26 protein-coding genes are annotated in these 16,947 nt (G+C 41.6%); all 26 read right to left on the bottom strand.

The features are described 5' to 3' along the window. Window position 1: 1 nt before the first annotated feature. The 26 genes from rplO to rpoC are packed head-to-tail and all read right to left on the bottom strand — an operon-like array spanning window position 2 to window position 16,940. A complete protein-coding gene (gene rplO / locus FWJ32_RS03820; protein ID WP_149544651.1) occupies window positions 2-442 on the bottom strand; it encodes a 50S ribosomal protein L15 in 441 nt (146 codons plus the stop codon). Between the two features lie 27 nt (window positions 443-469). Further along, on the bottom strand, window positions 470-964 hold the full coding sequence (rpsE, locus tag FWJ32_RS03815) for a 30S ribosomal protein S5 (RefSeq protein WP_162523486.1): 495 nt from the start codon (window positions 962-964) through the stop codon (window positions 470-472). 12 nt (window positions 965-976) lie between these two features. Further along, on the bottom strand, window positions 977-1,345 hold the full coding sequence (gene rplR / locus FWJ32_RS03810; protein ID WP_149544649.1) for a 50S ribosomal protein L18: 369 nt from the start codon (window positions 1,343-1,345) through the stop codon (window positions 977-979). 16 nt (window positions 1,346-1,361) lie between these two features. After that, window positions 1,362-1,904, bottom strand: a complete 543-nt coding sequence (rplF, locus tag FWJ32_RS03805) for a 50S ribosomal protein L6 (protein WP_149544648.1) — start codon at window positions 1,902-1,904, stop codon at window positions 1,362-1,364. Window positions 1,905-1,921: 17 nt separating this feature from the next. Then, window positions 1,922-2,317 (bottom strand): 30S ribosomal protein S8, encoded by a 396-nt coding sequence (rpsH, locus tag FWJ32_RS03800; protein WP_149544647.1) that lies wholly within the window; start codon window positions 2,315-2,317, stop codon window positions 1,922-1,924. 19 nt (window positions 2,318-2,336) lie between these two features. Continuing rightward, a complete protein-coding gene (locus tag FWJ32_RS03795; RefSeq protein WP_149544646.1) occupies window positions 2,337-2,522 on the bottom strand; it encodes a type Z 30S ribosomal protein S14 in 186 nt (61 codons plus the stop codon). Between the two features lie 12 nt (window positions 2,523-2,534). Next, window positions 2,535-3,074 (bottom strand): 50S ribosomal protein L5, encoded by a 540-nt coding sequence (gene rplE, locus FWJ32_RS03790; protein ID WP_149544745.1) that lies wholly within the window; start codon window positions 3,072-3,074, stop codon window positions 2,535-2,537. Window positions 3,075-3,096: 22 nt separating this feature from the next. Then, window positions 3,097-3,417, bottom strand: coding sequence for a 50S ribosomal protein L24 (gene rplX, locus FWJ32_RS03785; RefSeq protein WP_149544645.1), 321 nt, complete (start codon window positions 3,415-3,417; stop codon window positions 3,097-3,099). A 14-nt stretch (window positions 3,418-3,431) separates the two neighbouring features. Continuing rightward, window positions 3,432-3,800: a 50S ribosomal protein L14 gene (rplN, locus tag FWJ32_RS03780; protein ID WP_149544644.1), complete on the bottom strand. Its 369-nt coding sequence runs from the start codon at window positions 3,798-3,800 to the stop codon at window positions 3,432-3,434. Window positions 3,801-3,818: 18 nt separating this feature from the next. Then, the gene (rpsQ, locus tag FWJ32_RS03775) at window positions 3,819-4,079 is read right to left on the bottom strand and encodes a 30S ribosomal protein S17 (RefSeq protein WP_149544643.1); all 261 of its coding nucleotides are present in this window, start codon (window positions 4,077-4,079) and stop codon (window positions 3,819-3,821) included. Between the two features lie 13 nt (window positions 4,080-4,092). Next, on the bottom strand, window positions 4,093-4,290 hold the full coding sequence (gene rpmC / locus FWJ32_RS03770; RefSeq protein WP_149544642.1) for a 50S ribosomal protein L29: 198 nt from the start codon (window positions 4,288-4,290) through the stop codon (window positions 4,093-4,095). After that, window positions 4,277-4,723, bottom strand: coding sequence for a 50S ribosomal protein L16 (gene rplP, locus FWJ32_RS03765; protein ID WP_149544641.1), 447 nt, complete (start codon window positions 4,721-4,723; stop codon window positions 4,277-4,279). The genes rpmC and rplP overlap by 14 nt, the downstream gene beginning before the upstream one ends. A 2-nt stretch (window positions 4,724-4,725) precedes the next feature. Continuing rightward, window positions 4,726-5,388 (bottom strand): 30S ribosomal protein S3, encoded by a 663-nt coding sequence (rpsC, locus tag FWJ32_RS03760; RefSeq protein ID WP_149544640.1) that lies wholly within the window; start codon window positions 5,386-5,388, stop codon window positions 4,726-4,728. A 15-nt stretch (window positions 5,389-5,403) separates the two neighbouring features. After that, window positions 5,404-5,736, bottom strand: coding sequence for a 50S ribosomal protein L22 (gene rplV, locus FWJ32_RS03755; protein ID WP_149544639.1), 333 nt, complete (start codon window positions 5,734-5,736; stop codon window positions 5,404-5,406). A 22-nt stretch (window positions 5,737-5,758) separates the two neighbouring features. Then, entirely contained in the window at window positions 5,759-6,043 is a 285-nt protein-coding gene (rpsS, locus tag FWJ32_RS03750) for a 30S ribosomal protein S19 (protein ID WP_149544638.1), read from the bottom strand. 12 nt (window positions 6,044-6,055) lie between these two features. Further along, window positions 6,056-6,886 (bottom strand): 50S ribosomal protein L2, encoded by an 831-nt coding sequence (gene rplB, locus FWJ32_RS03745; protein WP_149544637.1) that lies wholly within the window; start codon window positions 6,884-6,886, stop codon window positions 6,056-6,058. Window positions 6,887-6,907: 21 nt separating this feature from the next. Then, the gene (gene rplW, locus FWJ32_RS03740) at window positions 6,908-7,198 is read right to left on the bottom strand and encodes a 50S ribosomal protein L23 (protein WP_149544636.1); all 291 of its coding nucleotides are present in this window, start codon (window positions 7,196-7,198) and stop codon (window positions 6,908-6,910) included. After that, window positions 7,198-7,821: a 50S ribosomal protein L4 gene (gene rplD / locus FWJ32_RS03735; protein ID WP_149544635.1), complete on the bottom strand. Its 624-nt coding sequence runs from the start codon at window positions 7,819-7,821 to the stop codon at window positions 7,198-7,200. The genes rplW and rplD overlap by 1 nt, the downstream gene beginning before the upstream one ends. Before the next feature lie 18 nt (window positions 7,822-7,839). Further along, complete coding sequence (rplC, locus tag FWJ32_RS03730) at window positions 7,840-8,475, bottom strand: 50S ribosomal protein L3 (RefSeq protein ID WP_149544634.1); 636 nt, start codon at window positions 8,473-8,475, stop codon at window positions 7,840-7,842. A gap of 32 nt (window positions 8,476-8,507) precedes the next feature. Then, entirely contained in the window at window positions 8,508-8,816 is a 309-nt protein-coding gene (gene rpsJ / locus FWJ32_RS03725) for a 30S ribosomal protein S10 (RefSeq protein WP_149544633.1), read from the bottom strand. A 48-nt stretch (window positions 8,817-8,864) separates the two neighbouring features. Next, a complete protein-coding gene (gene tuf / locus FWJ32_RS03720; protein WP_149544616.1) occupies window positions 8,865-10,082 on the bottom strand; it encodes an elongation factor Tu in 1,218 nt (405 codons plus the stop codon). An 11-nt stretch (window positions 10,083-10,093) separates the two neighbouring features. Next, window positions 10,094-12,163, bottom strand: coding sequence for an elongation factor G (fusA, locus tag FWJ32_RS03715; protein ID WP_149544632.1), 2,070 nt, complete (start codon window positions 12,161-12,163; stop codon window positions 10,094-10,096). Window positions 12,164-12,187: 24 nt separating this feature from the next. Beyond that, window positions 12,188-12,658, bottom strand: coding sequence for a 30S ribosomal protein S7 (gene rpsG / locus FWJ32_RS03710; protein ID WP_149544631.1), 471 nt, complete (start codon window positions 12,656-12,658; stop codon window positions 12,188-12,190). Between the two features lie 12 nt (window positions 12,659-12,670). Beyond that, on the bottom strand, window positions 12,671-13,045 hold the full coding sequence (gene rpsL / locus FWJ32_RS03705) for a 30S ribosomal protein S12 (RefSeq protein ID WP_149544630.1): 375 nt from the start codon (window positions 13,043-13,045) through the stop codon (window positions 12,671-12,673). Window positions 13,046-13,099: 54 nt separating this feature from the next. Then, window positions 13,100-13,348 (bottom strand): ribosomal L7Ae/L30e/S12e/Gadd45 family protein, encoded by a 249-nt coding sequence (locus tag FWJ32_RS03700; protein ID WP_149544629.1) that lies wholly within the window; start codon window positions 13,346-13,348, stop codon window positions 13,100-13,102. Between the two features lie 43 nt (window positions 13,349-13,391). Beyond that, complete coding sequence (gene rpoC / locus FWJ32_RS03695; protein ID WP_238988781.1) at window positions 13,392-16,940, bottom strand: DNA-directed RNA polymerase subunit beta'; 3,549 nt, start codon at window positions 16,938-16,940, stop codon at window positions 13,392-13,394. Window positions 16,941-16,947 lie beyond the last annotated feature (7 nt).

The raw sequence follows: 16,947 nt of genomic DNA, 5'->3' as shown, positions 1-16,947 counted from the left end.
TTTAAATCACCTCTGCCTTTCCGCCTGCCCTTTCAATCTTTTCTATGGCAGATTTGCTGAAGCTGTTAGCCCTTACAATCAATTTCTTATTTAACTCACCGTTGCCTAAGACCTTCAAGCCATCTTTCATATCCTTTATTCTGCCATATTTAATAAGCAATTCCGGTGTAACTACAGTATCAGTATCAAAGTTATTGAGTTCTTCAATATTTATTATAGCATATTCTTTCTTAAAGATATTGGTAAAGCCCCTCTTTGGAAGTCTTCTCTGCAAGGGCATCTGGCCGCCTTCAAAACCGGGTTTTATCCCCGTACCACTCCTGGCGTATTGACCCTTATGACCCCTTGTTGAAGTCTTTCCATGACCGGAACCTATACCTCTTCCCACACGTTTTTTACCCTTTCTCGAACCGTCAGCCGGCTTTAACTCATGTATATTCATTCAGACACCTCCCTTGAAATCACGGAGTTATATTACATCAACTACATCCTTACCTCTTAATCTGGCTACATCTTGAGCTGTTTTTAACTTCTTCAGTCCTTCAAACGCAGCATTTACAACATTCCTGGCATTGTCACTGCCAAGAGACTTAGCCCTAACATCTTTAATTCCAGCGGCCTCTAAAAGTGCCCTCACAGGACCACCTGCAATAACACCTGTACCTTCTTTAGCTGGTTTTAAAAGCACTTTGCCTGCACCAAACTCCCCTATAATCTCATGGGGGATGGTTGTGCCTACAATTGGTACCTTAATAAGAGCTTTTTTGGCATCTTCTATGGCCTTCCGTATTGCTTCTGGTATTTCAGCAGCTTTCCCGGTGCCAATTCCTACATAGCCATTGCCATCTCCTACGACTACTAAAACACTAAAACGAAAATTTTTACCACCCTTCACAACCTTTGCAACACGGTTCATCGAAATCACGGTTTCCTTTAACTCTAAACCGTTTGGATTAATTCGCATAATTTCCCTCCTTTAAAATTCTAATCCACCTTCTCTGGCAGCATCAGCCAATGCCTTTATTGTTCCATGATATTTATAGCCACCCCTGTCAAATACCACTTTGTTTATACCTTTTTCCAGTGCCCTCTTAGCTATTAATTTACCTACTACTTCAGCGCTTTCTTTATTTGAACCATTGGTGATCTTCGATTTTATTTCAGGCTCTAAGGTAGATACTGAAGCCATTGTATGTCCAGCCTCATCATCAATTAGTTGGACGTAAAAGTTGTTAAGGCTTCTGTAAACCGAAAGACGCGGCCGCTCTGCAGTGCCAAAAACCTTTTTACGCAGCCTTTTGTGGCGTATTTTTCTCCCTATATTCTTGCTCTCTTTATTTATCAAAGTCAATCACTCCTTCCTACTTCTTGCCTGTCTTTCCTTCTTTTAACCTGACAACCTCACCGGTATACCTGATACCCTTTCCCTTATATACATCAGGACGTCTTTTATCTCTAATCATGGCTGCCACCTGGCCCACCCGCTGTTTATCTATCCCTTTTACAATGATCTTGTTGCTCCCATCTACTGCAATCTCTATGCCCGGTTCCTCTTCAATCTCGATTGGATGAGAATATCCAAGATTTAAAACGAGTTTATTTCCCTGTTTTGAAGCCCTGTAACCAACCCCAACAATATCCAGAGACTTTTCATAACCTTTCGTTACACCTTCAATCATATTGGCAATTAGCGTCCTGGTAAGTCCGTGCAAGGAATGGTTAAATTTACTATCATCTGGTCTTTTGACTAATATAGCATTATCAGCCTTCTCTATAATCATATTCTTATTAAAAGCCTGTGTCAGCTCACCTTTAGGGCCCTTAACTCTCACTATATTGTTTTCAGAAATATCAACTTGAACCCCTTGAGGGATGGCAATAGGTTTTTTCCCTATCCTTGACATTTTAGCACCTCCTTAGTTTACCAGATATAACAGAGGACCTCTCCTCCAACACCCTCCTGTCTGGCTTTTTTGTCAGTTATTACACCCTTTGGTGTAGATAATATAGCAATTCCAAGGCCACCCAATACTTTTGGTATCTGATCCTTTGTGGCATATACCCTCAAACCCGGTTTACTTATCCGCTTAAGCCCACTTACTACTCTCTCCTTATCAGGACCGTATTTCATCTTAATCCTAATTATACCCTGCTTTCCATCATCTACAATCTCATAGGATTCAATAAATCCTTCATTATACATAATTTCCGCTATACTTTTCTTTATATTTGAAGCCGGAATATCAACTGTTGACATTCTAACAATATTGGCATTTCTGATTCGTGTTAACATATCGGCTATTGGATCTGTAACCATTAGATTTACCTCCTTCCTATTACCAGCTTGCCTTTTTGACCCCAGGAATTATACCCTCATGAGCATACTTCCTGAAGCAAAGACGGCACATACCAAACTTACGGAGATATGCATGCGGTCTGCCACATATCTTACACCTGTTATACTCTCTAGTTGCATACTTTTGAGGTCTTTGCTGTTTTATTTTTAAGGCTTTGCGTGCCATTTTATCCCTCCCTTATTTTGAAAAAGGCATTCCTAATAATCTTAACAGTTCATAACCCTCTTCGTCGTTCTTTGCGGTTGTGACAAACACTATTTCCATACCCCTGATTTTTTCAACCTTATCATAATCTATTTCCGGAAAAATCAGCTGCTCCCTTATTCCAAGAGTATAATTGCCTCGGCCATCAAAAGACTTAGACGAAACTCCTCTAAAGTCACGTACCCTTGGAAGTGCAACACTCAGTAGTTTGTCGACAAATTCATACATTCTGTTACCCCTCAGTGTTACCATAACACCAATAGGCATTCCTTTTCTTATCTTAAAGTTAGCTATGGATTTTTTTGCTTTTGTTATGACAGGTTTTTGTCCTGTGATCATTTTAATCTCTTCTACCATTTCGTCCAGTGCCTTAGGGTTTTCTTTTCCCTCACCCACACCAGAGTTGATTACAATCTTCTCCAGTTTTGGTACCTGCATTGGATTGTCATAATGAAACCTATTCATAAGCTGAGGCACAACCTCGTTCAAGTATTTCTCTTTGAGTCTAGGAATTATTGGCATATTAAACCTCCTTTCAGTCTAAATTCTCGCCACAAGCTTTGCAATATCTCACTTTTTTACCGTCATCGAGAATTTTCTTTCCATACCGGACACCTTTCCCACAATTGTTGCAATAAATCAAAGCTTTTGAACTATATATTGGTGCTTCCTCATGGACTATCCCTGCCTGCTGATTTTGACCTGACGGTCTTTTGTGCTTTGTTACCAGGTTTATACCCTCAACAAGTATTTTACCCTCGGACGGTATCACCTTTAAAACTTTTCCTTTCTTTCCCTTATCCTCACCAGATATAATGACAACGGTATCTCCTTTTTTGACATGTACCTTAGGCATTTTGCCACCTCCAATCAAAGCACTTCTGGCGCAAGAGAAATTATTTTCATAAAGTTTTTATCCCTAAGCTCTCTGGCAACCGGTCCAAAAATACGTGTACCCCGTGGTTGTAAATCATCTCTGATTATTACCGCAGCATTCTCATCAAACCTTATAAATGTGCCATCTTTTCTCTTAAGTCCGCTTACAGACCTCACCACAACTGCTTTTATTACATCACCTTTTTTAACAACACCTCCTGGTGTTGCACTTTTAACTGAAGCAACTATTATATCACCAATATTTCCAAATTTCCTGTTTGGACCGCCGAGGACCCTTATACACATTATCTCTTTAGCACCAGTGTTATCTGCAACCTTTAACCTCGTCTGTGGTTGTATCATGGAATTGTCCTCCTTTCATTATTTTGCCCTTTCAACTATATCAACCAGTCTCCACCTTTTTTCCTTGCTCAAAGGTCTTGTCTCCATAATAAGAACTTTATCGCCAATATGCGCTTCATTTTTCTCATCATGAGCCTTGTACTTTTTGGTTCTTCTTACAATCTTTCCGTAAAGAGGATGCTGCACCCTATCTTCTACTGCTACGACTATTGTCTTATCCATTTTATCGCTTACCACAAAGCCTATTCTCTCTTTGCGCTTACCCCTTATTGTCTCCATATACTAACCTCCTTTAAACCACTTTGATCTGGCGTTCCCTTAAAATCGTCTTGACCCGCGCAATATCCTTTCTTACCATTTTGATCCTGCTTGTATTCTCCAGCTGACCTGTAGCCAGTTGAAATCTCAGGTTAAAGAGCTCCTCCTTCAACTCAGACAGCTTTTGATTTAACTCACTGTTTGTCATTTCTTTCATATCACTGGCTTTCATTGTTTTCACCACCCACATCTTCACGTTTTATAAATCTGGTCTTAATGGGAAGCTTATACTTTGCCAGTCTCAAAGCCTCCTTTGCAGTCTCTTCACTGACACCACCAATCTCAAACAACACCCTACCAGGTTTAACAACTGCAACCCAATATTCAGGTGCACCTTTGCCGGAACCCATCCTTGTCTCAGCCGGTTTTTTGGTTATAGGCTTGTCAGGGAAAATTTTTATCCACACCTTCCCGCCTCTTTTGATATACCTGGTCATTGCAACACGTGCAGCTTCAATCTGAGCAGATGTTATCCATGCCGGTTCTAACGCCTGCAATCCAAACTCTCCATAAGTAAGGGTATTGCCCCTTGTAGCCTTAGAGTCCGGACTTGGGACGGAACCTCTGTGTGGTTTTCTGTATTTAACCCTTTTGGGCATCAACATAATTACATTCCTCCTTCTGCCGCTTCCTTCTTCAGCTCAGGTAATACCTCGCCCTTGTTAATCCAAACCTTTACTCCTATCCTTCCGTAAGTTGTCTTAGCTTCTGTAAAACCATAATCTATGTCTGCACGAATGGTCTGCAGTGGCACCACACCTTCATGATACGTTTCTGTCCTTGCTATCTCAGCACCACCAAGCCTTCCAGAAACTGATGTTTTTATACCCTTAGCTCCAGCTTTCATAGCTCTTGACATGGCCTGTTTCATTGCCCTTCTAAAAGAAATTCTTCTCTCAAGCTGAAAAGCTATATTTTCTGCGACCAGTTGAGCGTCCAGTTCAGGTTTTTTTATTTCTATGACATTGAGAAGAACTACCTTACCCGTCATTTGCTCTAGTGACTTCTTCAAAACGTCAATCCCTGCACCGCCCTTACCTATTAAGATACCTGGTTTTGCAGTATGAAGATTTATCTTTATGCGATTGGCATCCCTCTCAATTTCAATTTTTGAGATTCCAGCCTCAAATGTCTTCTCCTTGATATAGTTCCTGAGTTTTATGTCCTCAATAAGCGTATCACCAAAGTTATTGCCCTTAGCGTACCACCTTGCGTCCCAGTCCTTTATCACACCTACCCTAAACCCAATGGGATTAACCTTTTGACCCATACTCGTACCTCCTTCTCACTTTTCTTCAAGAACCAGAGTTATATGGCTGGTCCTCTTTCTTATAACATCTGCCCTTCCATGGGCTCTCGGCAGGTATCTTTTTAAAGTTGGTCCCTGGTCGGCATAAGCTTTGGAAATAAAAAGTTTATCCCTGTTCATATTAAAGTTATTTTCAGCATTGGCCACCGCTGAATTTAATAACTTCTCAATCATATATGAAGCTCTCTTAGGCGTGTATTTCAGAATTGCCATTGCTTCGTCTATCTGTTTTCCCCTTATAAGGTCTAATACAATTCTGACCTTTCTTGGAGAAATTCTGGCATATCGTAATATTGCCTTAGCCTCCACCTTTATACCTCCTCACCTTTGGCTACTTTTTAATTTTTGTTGTCTTCTCCGAACCTGCATGCCCTCTAAAAGTCCTGGTGGGAGCAAACTCACCCAATTTGTGTCCAACCATATCCTCAGTTATATAAACAGGCACATGCTTTCTTCCATCATGGACAGCAATGGTATGACCTACCATTTCCGGGACAATAGTAGAACTTCTGGACCAGGTTCTCAGAACTTTCTTTTCACCGGTTTTGTTCATCTCGATTATCTTAGATAACAGCTTTTCATTTACAAAAGGTCCCTTTTTAACTGACCTGCTCATCTTACCCCTCCCTTACTTGCTACGTCTTTTTACTATAAGCTTATCAGAAGGTTTATGCTTCTTCCTCGTCTTATAGCCAAGAGTTGGTTTGCCCCACGGAGTTACTGGCCCAGGATGCCCTATCGGCGCTTTGCCTTCACCACCACCATGAGGATGATCAATTGGGTTCATTACGGAACCCCTTACCGTTGGTCTTATGCCCATCCATCTACTCCTACCAGCCTTTCCTATAGTCACATTTTCATGGTCAATGTTTGAAACCTGCCCAATTGTAGCCATACACTCAGTGCGTATCAAACGAACTTCCGATGAAGGTAGACGTACCTGCGCATACGCACCCTCTTTTGCAAGCAGCTGTGCCGAAGAACCTGCAGCCCTAACAAGCTGTCCACCTTTTCCTGGTATAAGCTCAATATTATGGATAACAGTACCTACCGGCATATCTTTAAGTTTTAATGCATTGCCAACTTTTATATCTGCACCTTCACCTGACTGCACTACGTCTCCAACTTTTAATCCCTCTGGGGCCAGTATATACCTTTTTTCTCCGTCAGCATAATTTAAAAGTGCTATATATGCTGTCCTGTTTGGATCGTATTCAATGGCTGCAACTTTAGCCGGAACACCAAACTTATTCCTTTTGAAGTCAATTATCCTGTAAAGCCTCTTATGACCACCACCCCTGTGTCTAACGGTAATCCTTCCATAAACGTTCCTTCCCGCTTTACTCGTTAGACTCACTACCAGTGATTTTTCAGGTTCAGTCTTTGTTATTTCATCAAAAGTATTAACAGACATGAACCTTCTTCCAGGTGAGGTCGGCTTATATTTCTTTATCGCCATCCATTTAACCTCCTTTAGGAATTACATTAGTCCCTCAAAAAATTCTATCCCTTTACTGTCTGCTGTAAGTTTAACTATTGCCCTTTTCCAGTCTGGCCTTCTGCCCTCAAATCTACCTACTCTTTTTACTTTTCCTATACGATTTGCAGTATATACCTTTTCTACCTTTACGCCAAATATATTTTCAACAGCATTTTTAATCTGTGTTTTTGTGGCATTTCTATCTACAACAAAGGCATATTTCTTCTCTGCCATCATTTCCATAGTTTTTTCAGTCACAATCGGCCTTATCAAAACATCATGGAGTTCCATCAGGAATACACCTCCTCCACTTTATTCACTGCATCTTTTGTAATAATAAAGGTGTCATGAGTTAATATGTCATATACATTTAACTGTCCTATATATGTGGTCTTTACGCCGGGTATATTCCTCGAGGATTTATAAACATTTTCATTTCTGTCAGCAAGTACAATTAAAGCTTTATCATCAACATCCAAGTTGTTTAACATATTGATAATTTCTTTTGTTTTAGGTTTATCCATAAAAAGATTGTCAAGTACAATTATCTTATTCTCACTGTACTTAGAGCTCAATGCAGATTTCCATGCAACCTTTTTTAAACTCTTTGGCAGGTTGTACCTGTAACTTCTCGGGTGAGGCCCAAACACCACACCACCTTTTATCCATTGTGGGGCTCTAATGCTCCCTTGCCTTGCTCTACCTGTACCCTTCTGTCTCCATGGCTTCTTACCACCACCCCTTACCATACCGCGTGTTTTGGTAGCATGGGTGCCTTGCCTTTGATTTGCAAGATAATTTAAGACCACCTCATGGAGGACCTCTGTTTTAACAGGTGCATTAAAGATTTCATCGCTCAGTTCTATTTCTCCCACCTGTTCGCCATTAGTGTTATATACTTTGGCCAATGCCATCTTCTTTCCTCCTTCCCATTACCTGGTAACCTTAATCGAGTCTCTTATATAAAGCAAAGAACCTCTTATGCCAGGTACTGAACCTTTTATAACTAGTAAATTCTTCTCTGGGTAGGTTTTTACTACTTCTAAATTCTGGACTGTCTTTCTCTCATTTCCCATATGGCCCGGCATATGTTTGCCCTTAAACACCCTAGCCGGATACGTGCTACCACCCATAGAACCAACCCTCCTGTGGTACTTTGAGCCATGAGCCATTGGTCCCCGCTTTGCATTCCATCTTTTAATGACACCAGCAAATCCCTTACCTTTTGATGTGCCAATGACGTCTACCCTGTCACCAGGTTTAAATATATCGACATTAATGACATCCCCAACTTTATAATTGTTGACATCATCTATCCTAAATTCTCTAAGGAATTTTTTCGGCTCTACGTCAGCCTTTTTAAAATGTCCCATCATTGGTTTGTTGACTCTTTTCAATTTGACATTGCCAAAACCAACCTGGATTGCATTGTATCCATCAGTCTCTACAGTCTTTTTCTGGACCACCACACATGGACCTGCTTCAACAACTGTAACCGGTATCGCTTTTCCATCCTTATCAAATATCTGAGTCATGCCCAGCTTTTTACCAAGTATGCCCTTATTCATGTCTCCACCTCCTGGCTAATAAAAATTTCATTTTACAGCTTTATCTCTATGTCCACACCTGCAGGTAAATCCAGCCTCATTAATGCGTCTACAGTTTTGGATGTGGGGTCCAGTATATCAATAAGACGTTTATGCGTCCTTATCTCAAACTGTTCACGAGAATCCTTGTATTTGTGCGGGGCTCTCAATATAGTTATTATACTCTTTTCAGTCGGCAGGGGTATTGGTCCAGAAACCTCAGCTCCTGTCCTCCTCGCTGTATCTACAATTTTCTCAGTTGACTGATCCAATACCACATGATCATATGCTTTCAGACGTATCCTTATTTTCTGTTTAGGCATCATTGTCCCTCCTTTAAACTACATATACACGTAGCCTGGTGTTTTATATTATTCAATTATACTTCCGACAACACCGGCACCTACTGTTCTGCCACCTTCTCTTATGGCAAACCTTAATCCTTCTTCAATCGCTATTGGTGTTATCAATGTCACTTCCATGTTGATGTTGTCCCCAGGCATTACCATTTCTACACCCTCTGGTAACTTTATCTCTCCAGTGACATCTGTTGTCCTAAAGTAAAACTGTGGCCTGTATCCGTTGAAAAATGGTGTGTGCCTCCCACCCTCTTCTTTGGTGAGTACATATACCTGACCTATAAATTTTGTGTGTGGGTGTATGCTGCCTGGTTTTGCTAATACCTGCCCTCTCTCTACCTCTGTCCTCTGTATGCCTCTTAACAGCGCTCCTATGTTGTCCCCTGCCAGAGCTTCGTCCAAGGTCTTCCTGAACATCTCTAATCCTGTTACTACTGTCTTCTTGCTCTCATTCATTAATCCTACTATCTCTATTTCGTCTCCTACTTTGATCTTGCCCCTCTCTACTCTCCCTGTTACCACTGTGCCTCTGCCTGTGATGGTGAATACGTCTTCTATTGGCATCAGGAATGGCTTATCTATATCCCTCTGTGGTGTGGGTATATATTCGTCTACTGCATCCATTAATTCCCATATCTTGTCTACCCACTGATTCTCTCCCCTTTTTATGTTGGGGTTCTTTATAAGGGCTTCCATGGCTTCATAGGCTGACCCTACCACTATCGGTATCTCGTCTCCGGGAAATTCATATTCATTTAATAGGTCCCTGACTTCCATCTCTACCAGCTCTATGAGCTCTGGATCGTCTACCATGTCAGCTTTGTTTAAAAATACTACTATATATGGTACCCCTACCTGCCTCGCTAAGAGTATATGCTCTCTCGTCTGCGGCATCGGCCCGTCTGCTGCTGATACAACCAGTATGGCACCATCCATCTGGGCAGCACCTGTTATCATGTTCTTTACATAGTCAGCATGTCCCGGACAGTCAACATGGGCATAGTGCCTCTTCTCTGTCTCATACTCTACATGGGCTGTGTTTATTGTGATTCCTCTCGCTTTCTCTTCAGGCGCATTGTCTATCTGGTCATATGCTTTCGCCTGGGCTTTGCCCTCAACTGCTAACGCCATCGTTATCGCTGAGGTAAGTGTGGTCTTGCCATGGTCTACATGGCCTATTGTACCTATATTTACGTGGGGCTTCGTTCTTTCATAATGCGCTTTTGCCATCTTTTTTCCTCCTACTTATCTTTTAATATCGTTTCAGCTATATTTTTGGGCACCTCATCATAATGACTGAAGTGCATAGAATAAGTGCCTCGTCCCTGTGTTCTTGACCTAAGGTCCGTGGAATACCCAAACATCTCTGCAAGCGGTACATACGCTCTTATTATCTGAGCGCCAGCACGCATCTCCATTCCTTCTATCTTGCCTCTCCTAGAGTTAATATCACCAATGACATCACCCATAAATTCTTCAGGCACGACAACTTCAACCTTCATAATCGGTTCCAATAACACAGGGTCAGCTTTTTTCATGCCTTCTTTAAAAGCCATTGACGCTGCAATCTTAAACGCCATATCCGAGGAGTCAACCTCATGGTATGACCCATCAAATAATATCGCTCTTACATCAACTACAGGATAACCACCGAGCACACCGCTCTGCATAGCCTCCTGAATGCCAGCATCAACAGATGGTATATACTCCTTTGGTATGACACCACCGACAATGTTGTTCACGAACTCATAATTTTCTCCTCTTTCCAGTGGTTGAAGCTCAATCCATACATGACCATACTGACCTCTACCACCAGACTGCCTTATAAATTTACCCTCACTCTTTACTGATTTCTTTATTGTTTCCTTGTATGCAACTTGTGGCTTACCCACATTGCACTCTACATGAAATTCTCTTTGTAACCTGTCAACTATAATTTCAAGATGCAGTTCACCCATACCTGATATAATCGTCTGACCAGTATCCTGATCTGTATATGTTCTGAAGGTCGGATCTTCCTCAGATAATTTTTGCAGTGATACACCAAGCCTATCCTGGCTGTCTTTAGATTTAGGCTCTATTGCCACGTGGATAACCGGTTCTGGGAATTCCATCGATTCCAGTACAATAGGTTTAAGCTCATCGCATAAGGTATCGCCCGTAACAGTATCCTTAAGCCCTACTATTGCTATAATATCTCCAGCATAAGCCATATCAATATCTTCTCTATGGTTCGCATGCATCAAAAGCACTCGTCCAACTCTTTCTCTTTTACCTTTAGTCGCATTATATACATAAGATCCATTTTTTAATGTCCCTGAATAAACACGGGCAAATGTCAACTTCCCTACGTATGGGTCAGCCATTATTTTAAAAGCAATAGCAGAAAACGGCTCATCGTCAGACGGATGCCTTTCTACTTCTTCGCCTGTCACCGGATCAATTCCTCTTACCGGTGGCAGATCTACTGGTGAAGGCAGATAGTCGACAATGGCATTTAGAAGGAGCTGTATCCCCTTGTTTTTGTAAGACGTACCACATAAAACCGGTACAAGCTTATTTTCAACAGTACCTTTTCTGATTACTGCCTTTATTTCTTCTTCTGAAAGTTCTTCGCCTTCAAGATATTTCATCATAAGTTCATCATCTAATTCAACCGCTGTTTCAATCAGCTTTGTTCTGTACTCCTCAGCAATGTCTATCATATCCTGTGGTATTTCTTTTTCTTCAATTTTAGTTCCGAGATCATCAGCATAGTAATATGCTTTCATTGACACCAGGTCTATGATAGCATTGAATGTGTCTTCCTTGCCAATAGGTATATTGATTGCAACAGGGTTTGCGTTCAGTCTGTTTCTTATCATCTCTATAACATTATAATAATCTGCGCCTATTATATCCATCTTGTTTACATATGCTATTCTTGGTACATGGTATTTATCAGCCTGTCTCCATACGGTTTCAGATTGTGGCTCAACACCTTCTTTGGCACTGAAGACAGCTACAGCACCATCTAATACCCTCAGTGAACGTTCTACCTCAACTGTAAAGTCCACGTGCCCTGGCGTATCAATTATATTTATTCTCGTATTTCTCCAAAAACAGGTAGTAGCTGCAGATGTTATAGTAATGCCACGTTCCTGTTCCTGTACCATCCAGTCCATCGTTGCCGTCCCCTCGTGCACCTCTCCCATTTTGTGAAGCTTACCTGTGTAGTACAGGATCCTCTCTGTCGTGGTGGTCTTACCTGCATCTATATGAGCCATTATACCAATATTTCGTACTGCTTCTATCGGAAACTGCCTAGGCACTTAAATAATCCTCCTTCCACCTGGTTACCATCTATAATGTGCAAATGCTTTATTTGCTTCAGCCATTCTGTGGGTATCTTCCTTTTTCCTCACACTGGCACCCTGGTTATTTGCTGCATCTAATATTTCAGCGGCTAATTTTTCCATCATATTTTTACCATTTCTTTCTCTTGCATACTCAGTCAGCCATCTTATACCCAGCGACTGTCTTCTCTCAGGCCTTACCTCCATTGGCACCTGGTAAGTAGCACCGCCTACACGCCTTGCCTTAACCTCCAATACAGGCATGACATTATTCATTGCATCATGAAAAACATCCAATGGATCTCTGCCTGTCTTTTCTCTTATTATATCAAATGCCCCGTAAACAATCTTTTGAGCTATGCTCTTTTTTCCACTGAGCATAACTTTGTTGATTAATTTTGTCACTACCTTATCATTATAAACCGGGTCAGGCAGTACATCCCTTTTTGCTATATAGCCTCTTCTTGGCATCCTCTAACCTCCTTACTTCTTAGGTTTCTTGGCTCCATAACGGGACCTGGCTTGCTTTCTGTTTGCCACGCCTGCAGCATCAAGTGTTCCTCTTATTATTTTATACCTGACGCCAGGAAGGTCCTTCACCCTTCCACCTCTCACCAAAACAACTGAGTGTTCCTGCAGGTTGTGGCCAATACCTGGTATATAAGCAGTAACCTCCTGACCATTGGTGAGCCTGACTCTTGCAATCTTTCTTAAAGCAGAGTTCGGCTTTTTGGGAGTGGTAGTTTTTACAACTGTACAGACCCCTCTTTTTTGTGGGTTTCCTTCCAGTGCAGGTGCGTCAGATTTCCTGGGGGCTGCTTCTCTACCCTTTCTTACAAGCTGATTTATAGTTGGCATCTCTACACCTCCTTAAAAACATAATTTTACCCCTTCCACAGGAAGGGGTAATGCTCAATCTTTGAGTATGGCAGCAGATGCTGCTCCAATCTCAATACCGCAAAATTCCCCTAATTGTCTCATAGTATCGACGAAGACACACTCTATCCCCTTCTGCATACAAAGCTCTATCACTTTACTTGTCACTTTAGTCTCAGCATCCTTCGCCACATATACTACAACAGCCGATCCTGCTTCTATAGCCTTCTGGGTTTGCTTAGTCCCAACGCATTTATTTTTTGCTGTTTTTAAACGGTTAGGCATATAGAATCTCCCCCATCTACCTGCACACTTAGTTATTTTATCATCATATATTGACTGTGTCAACAGTCATGCTGGCTTCTTCTCTTATTAATTCATTTGTAGGTTTAACTGTAATATTTTTGTATCTCGACATCCCAGTACCTGCAGGTATTAATTTTCCAATTATGACATTTTCCTTAAGGCCAAGCAGAGGATCGCTCTTACCCTTTATAGCTGCTTCAGTTAAGACTCTCGTTGTTTCCTGGAATGATGCCGCTGAGAGGAAAGAGTCAGTTGAAAGTGCTGCCTTCGTTATACCCATCAGTGACCTTTTACCTGTTGCTGGTCTCCCACCGGCTTCAACTACTTTCTGATTTGCTTCCTCGAACGCAAATATATCCACCAGATCCCCAGGCAACATGTCTGTATCCCCGGGCTCCTCTATCTTAATTTTCCTCATCATTTGTCTTATTATTACCTCTATATGCTTGTCGTTTATTTCAACGCCTTGCAACCTGTATACCCTTTGTACTTCCTGCAGGAGATAATTTTGTACAGCTTCTATCCCTTTTATCTTTAAGAGATCCTGAGGATAAACCGACCCCTCGGTTATTTCATCACCTGCCTCTATATATTGCCCGTCTGATACTTTTAAACGCGCACCGTAAGGTATCTGATAGGTCTTGGACTCACCGGTTTCATTGTTGGATACAGTCACCTCACGCTTTTTCCTGCTATCCGATACGGCAACAATCCCATTGATATCACTAATAACGGCCAAACCTTTTGGCTTTCTTGCCTCAAACAGCTCTTCAACCCTCGGTAAACCTTGGGTTATGTCTGCACCTGCCACACCTCCTGTATGGAATGTCCTCATAGTAAGCTGAGTACCAGGTTCACCGATCGATTGAGCTGCTATTATTCCAACCGCCTCACCAATATTTACCATATCACCGGTAGCAAGGTTCCGACCGTAGCACTTTGCACATACTCCATGTCTTGCCTTGCATGTGAGAACAGAACGAATTTTTACCTTTTTTATTCCCGCTGATATAATTCTTTCAGCGTCTTTTTCCTTTATCTCTTGATTTTTTGCAACCAGTATCTCTCCAGTTTCAGGATGAATGACGTCCTCAGCAGCAACACGGCCAATTATTCTATCTTCTAATTTTTCTATAACTTCATTGCCATCTCTAAATTCAATTGCATATATGCCGTCATCGGTACCACAGTCATCTTCTCTTATTATAACATCCTGACTGACGTCTACCAGACGCCTTGTAAGATATCCTGAGTCTGCAGTCCTCAACGCTGTATCTGCCAGTCCCTTCCTTGCACCATGAGTTGATATGAAGAATTCGAGAGCACTTAATCCTTCACGGAAATTCGCTTTAATTGGCATCTCTATTATTTTACCTGTGGGATTTGCCATAAGACCTCTCATTCCTGCAAGCTGTGTAATCTGAGCCCTGCTGCCTCGTGCACCGGAGTTAGCCATCATAAAGATCGGGTTGAACTCATCTAAGTTTTCCATAAGAGCATTTCCTACTTTTTCCGTAGCAGCATTCCACTCATCGATTATTCTCTCATATCTTTCTTCAGCAGAAATAAGACCTCTTCTGTATTGCTTCTCTATAATGTCAACATTTTTTTCTGCCTCTGCTAATATTTCAGCTTTTGCCGATGGAATTTCCATATCTGATACGCTCACAGTGATAGCAGCTTTAGTGGAATATTTATATCCAAGGGCTTTAATTCTATCCAGCATTTCAGCAGTTTCAGTGGGTCCATGGATCCTGTAGCATCTGTCAACTATCGCACCCAAAAGTTTTTTATCCACAACTTTATCAATTTCCAGTTTAAACAGATTCTCTGGGTCTGACCTGTCTACAAAACCCAGGTCTTGAGGTATAGCCTCATTGATTATCAACTTGCCTACTGTAGTTTCAATTATCTTTTTTCTTTCCTCACCATTAATAACTTTTTTGACCCTGACAAATATCTTTGACTGCAGTTCTATAACACCATTCTGATAGGCCATAAGTGCCTCATCATAAGAGGCAAAATATTTTCCTTCACCTTTTGCCCCTGGTTTATCCATGCTGAGGTAATAACTTCCTAAGATCATATCCTGGGTTGGAACAACAACCGGTTTACCATCCTGCGGTTTCAAAATATTATTCACCGACAGCATGATAAATCTTGCTTCTGCCTGTGCTTCCACAGACAATGGTACATGGACCGCCATCTGGTCTCCATCAAAATCAGCATTATACGGGGTGCATACAAGGGGATGCAACTTTATCGCTCTTCCCTCTACAAGGATTGGTTGAAAAGCTTGAATGCCCAACCTGTGAAGAGTTGGTGCCCGGTTTAAAAGCACCGGATGGTCTTTTATTACATCCTCCAGTACGTCCCATACAGAAGGGTGAACCCTCTCTACCATTCTTTTGGCACTCTTAATATTATGGGCCAGGCCTTTTTTCACAAGTTCCCTCATTACAAATGGTTTAAATAACTCTAACGCCATCTCTTTCGGTAGGCCACACTGATAAAATTTAAGCTCAGGTCCTACAACTATAACAGACCTACCTGAATAGTCAACCCTCTTGCCCAGCAAATTCTGACGAAACCTACCCTGTTTACCCTTCAGCATATCAGAAAGAGATTTTAATGGCCTATTGCCAGGACCTGTAACTGGTCTACCTCTTCTACCATTGTCAATAAGTGCATCAACAGCTTCCTGGAGCATTCGTTTCTCATTTCTCACTATTATATCAGGTGCCCCAAGATCAAGCAGTCTTTTTAGCCTGTTGTTTCTGTTTATTACCCTTCTGTATAGGTCATTTAGATCCGATGTAGCAAACCTGCCACCATCAAGCTGTACCATAGGCCTTAGGTCTGGTGGGATAACAGGAACTACATCTAGTATCATCCATTCGGGCCTGTTACCAGACTGCCTGAATGCCTCCACTACTTCAAGCCTCCTAAGGATCCTAACCCTCTTTTGACCGGTGCTATTTTTCAATTCGTTCCGCAATTCCTTGGACAGCTTATCCAGGTCTATTTCTGCAAGAAGCTCCTTTATCGCTTCTGCACCCATCCCAGCCTTGAACCGGTTGCCATATTTATCAATATAATCATGATATTCCTTATCATTTAAAACCTGTTTTTTTGAAAGAGGGGTGTCACCCGGGTCCAGTACAACATAAGAAACAAAATACAGTACCTTTTCCAGAGCTCTCGGAGACATGTCAAGGATTAACCCCATTCTGCTTGGAATGCCTTTAAAATACCATATATGTGATACTGGTGCCGCCAGCTCAATATGTCCCATGCGTTCTCTTCGCACCTTTGCTCTTGTAACCTCTACGCCGCACCTATCACAAACTACACCCTTATACCTTACCCTTTTATATTTTCCACAATGGCATTCCCAGTCTTTTGTTGGGCCAAAAATTCTTTCACAGAAAAGACCATCCCTTTCTGGCTTTAAGGTTCTGTAATTGATTGTTTCTGGTTTTTTAACTTCACCATGCGACCATTCTCTTATTTTGTTTGGTGAAGCCAAGCTTATTTTAATGGAATCAAAACTCGTCAAAGCTTCTGCCAAGGAGATT

The organism is Calorimonas adulescens, from assembly GCF_008274215.1.
GTDB classification, from domain to species: domain Bacteria; phylum Bacillota; class Thermoanaerobacteria; order Thermoanaerobacterales; family UBA4877; genus Calorimonas; species Calorimonas adulescens.
Note: the sequence above shows the minus strand (reverse complement) of the source record. Positions and strands in the feature narration are given on the sequence as shown.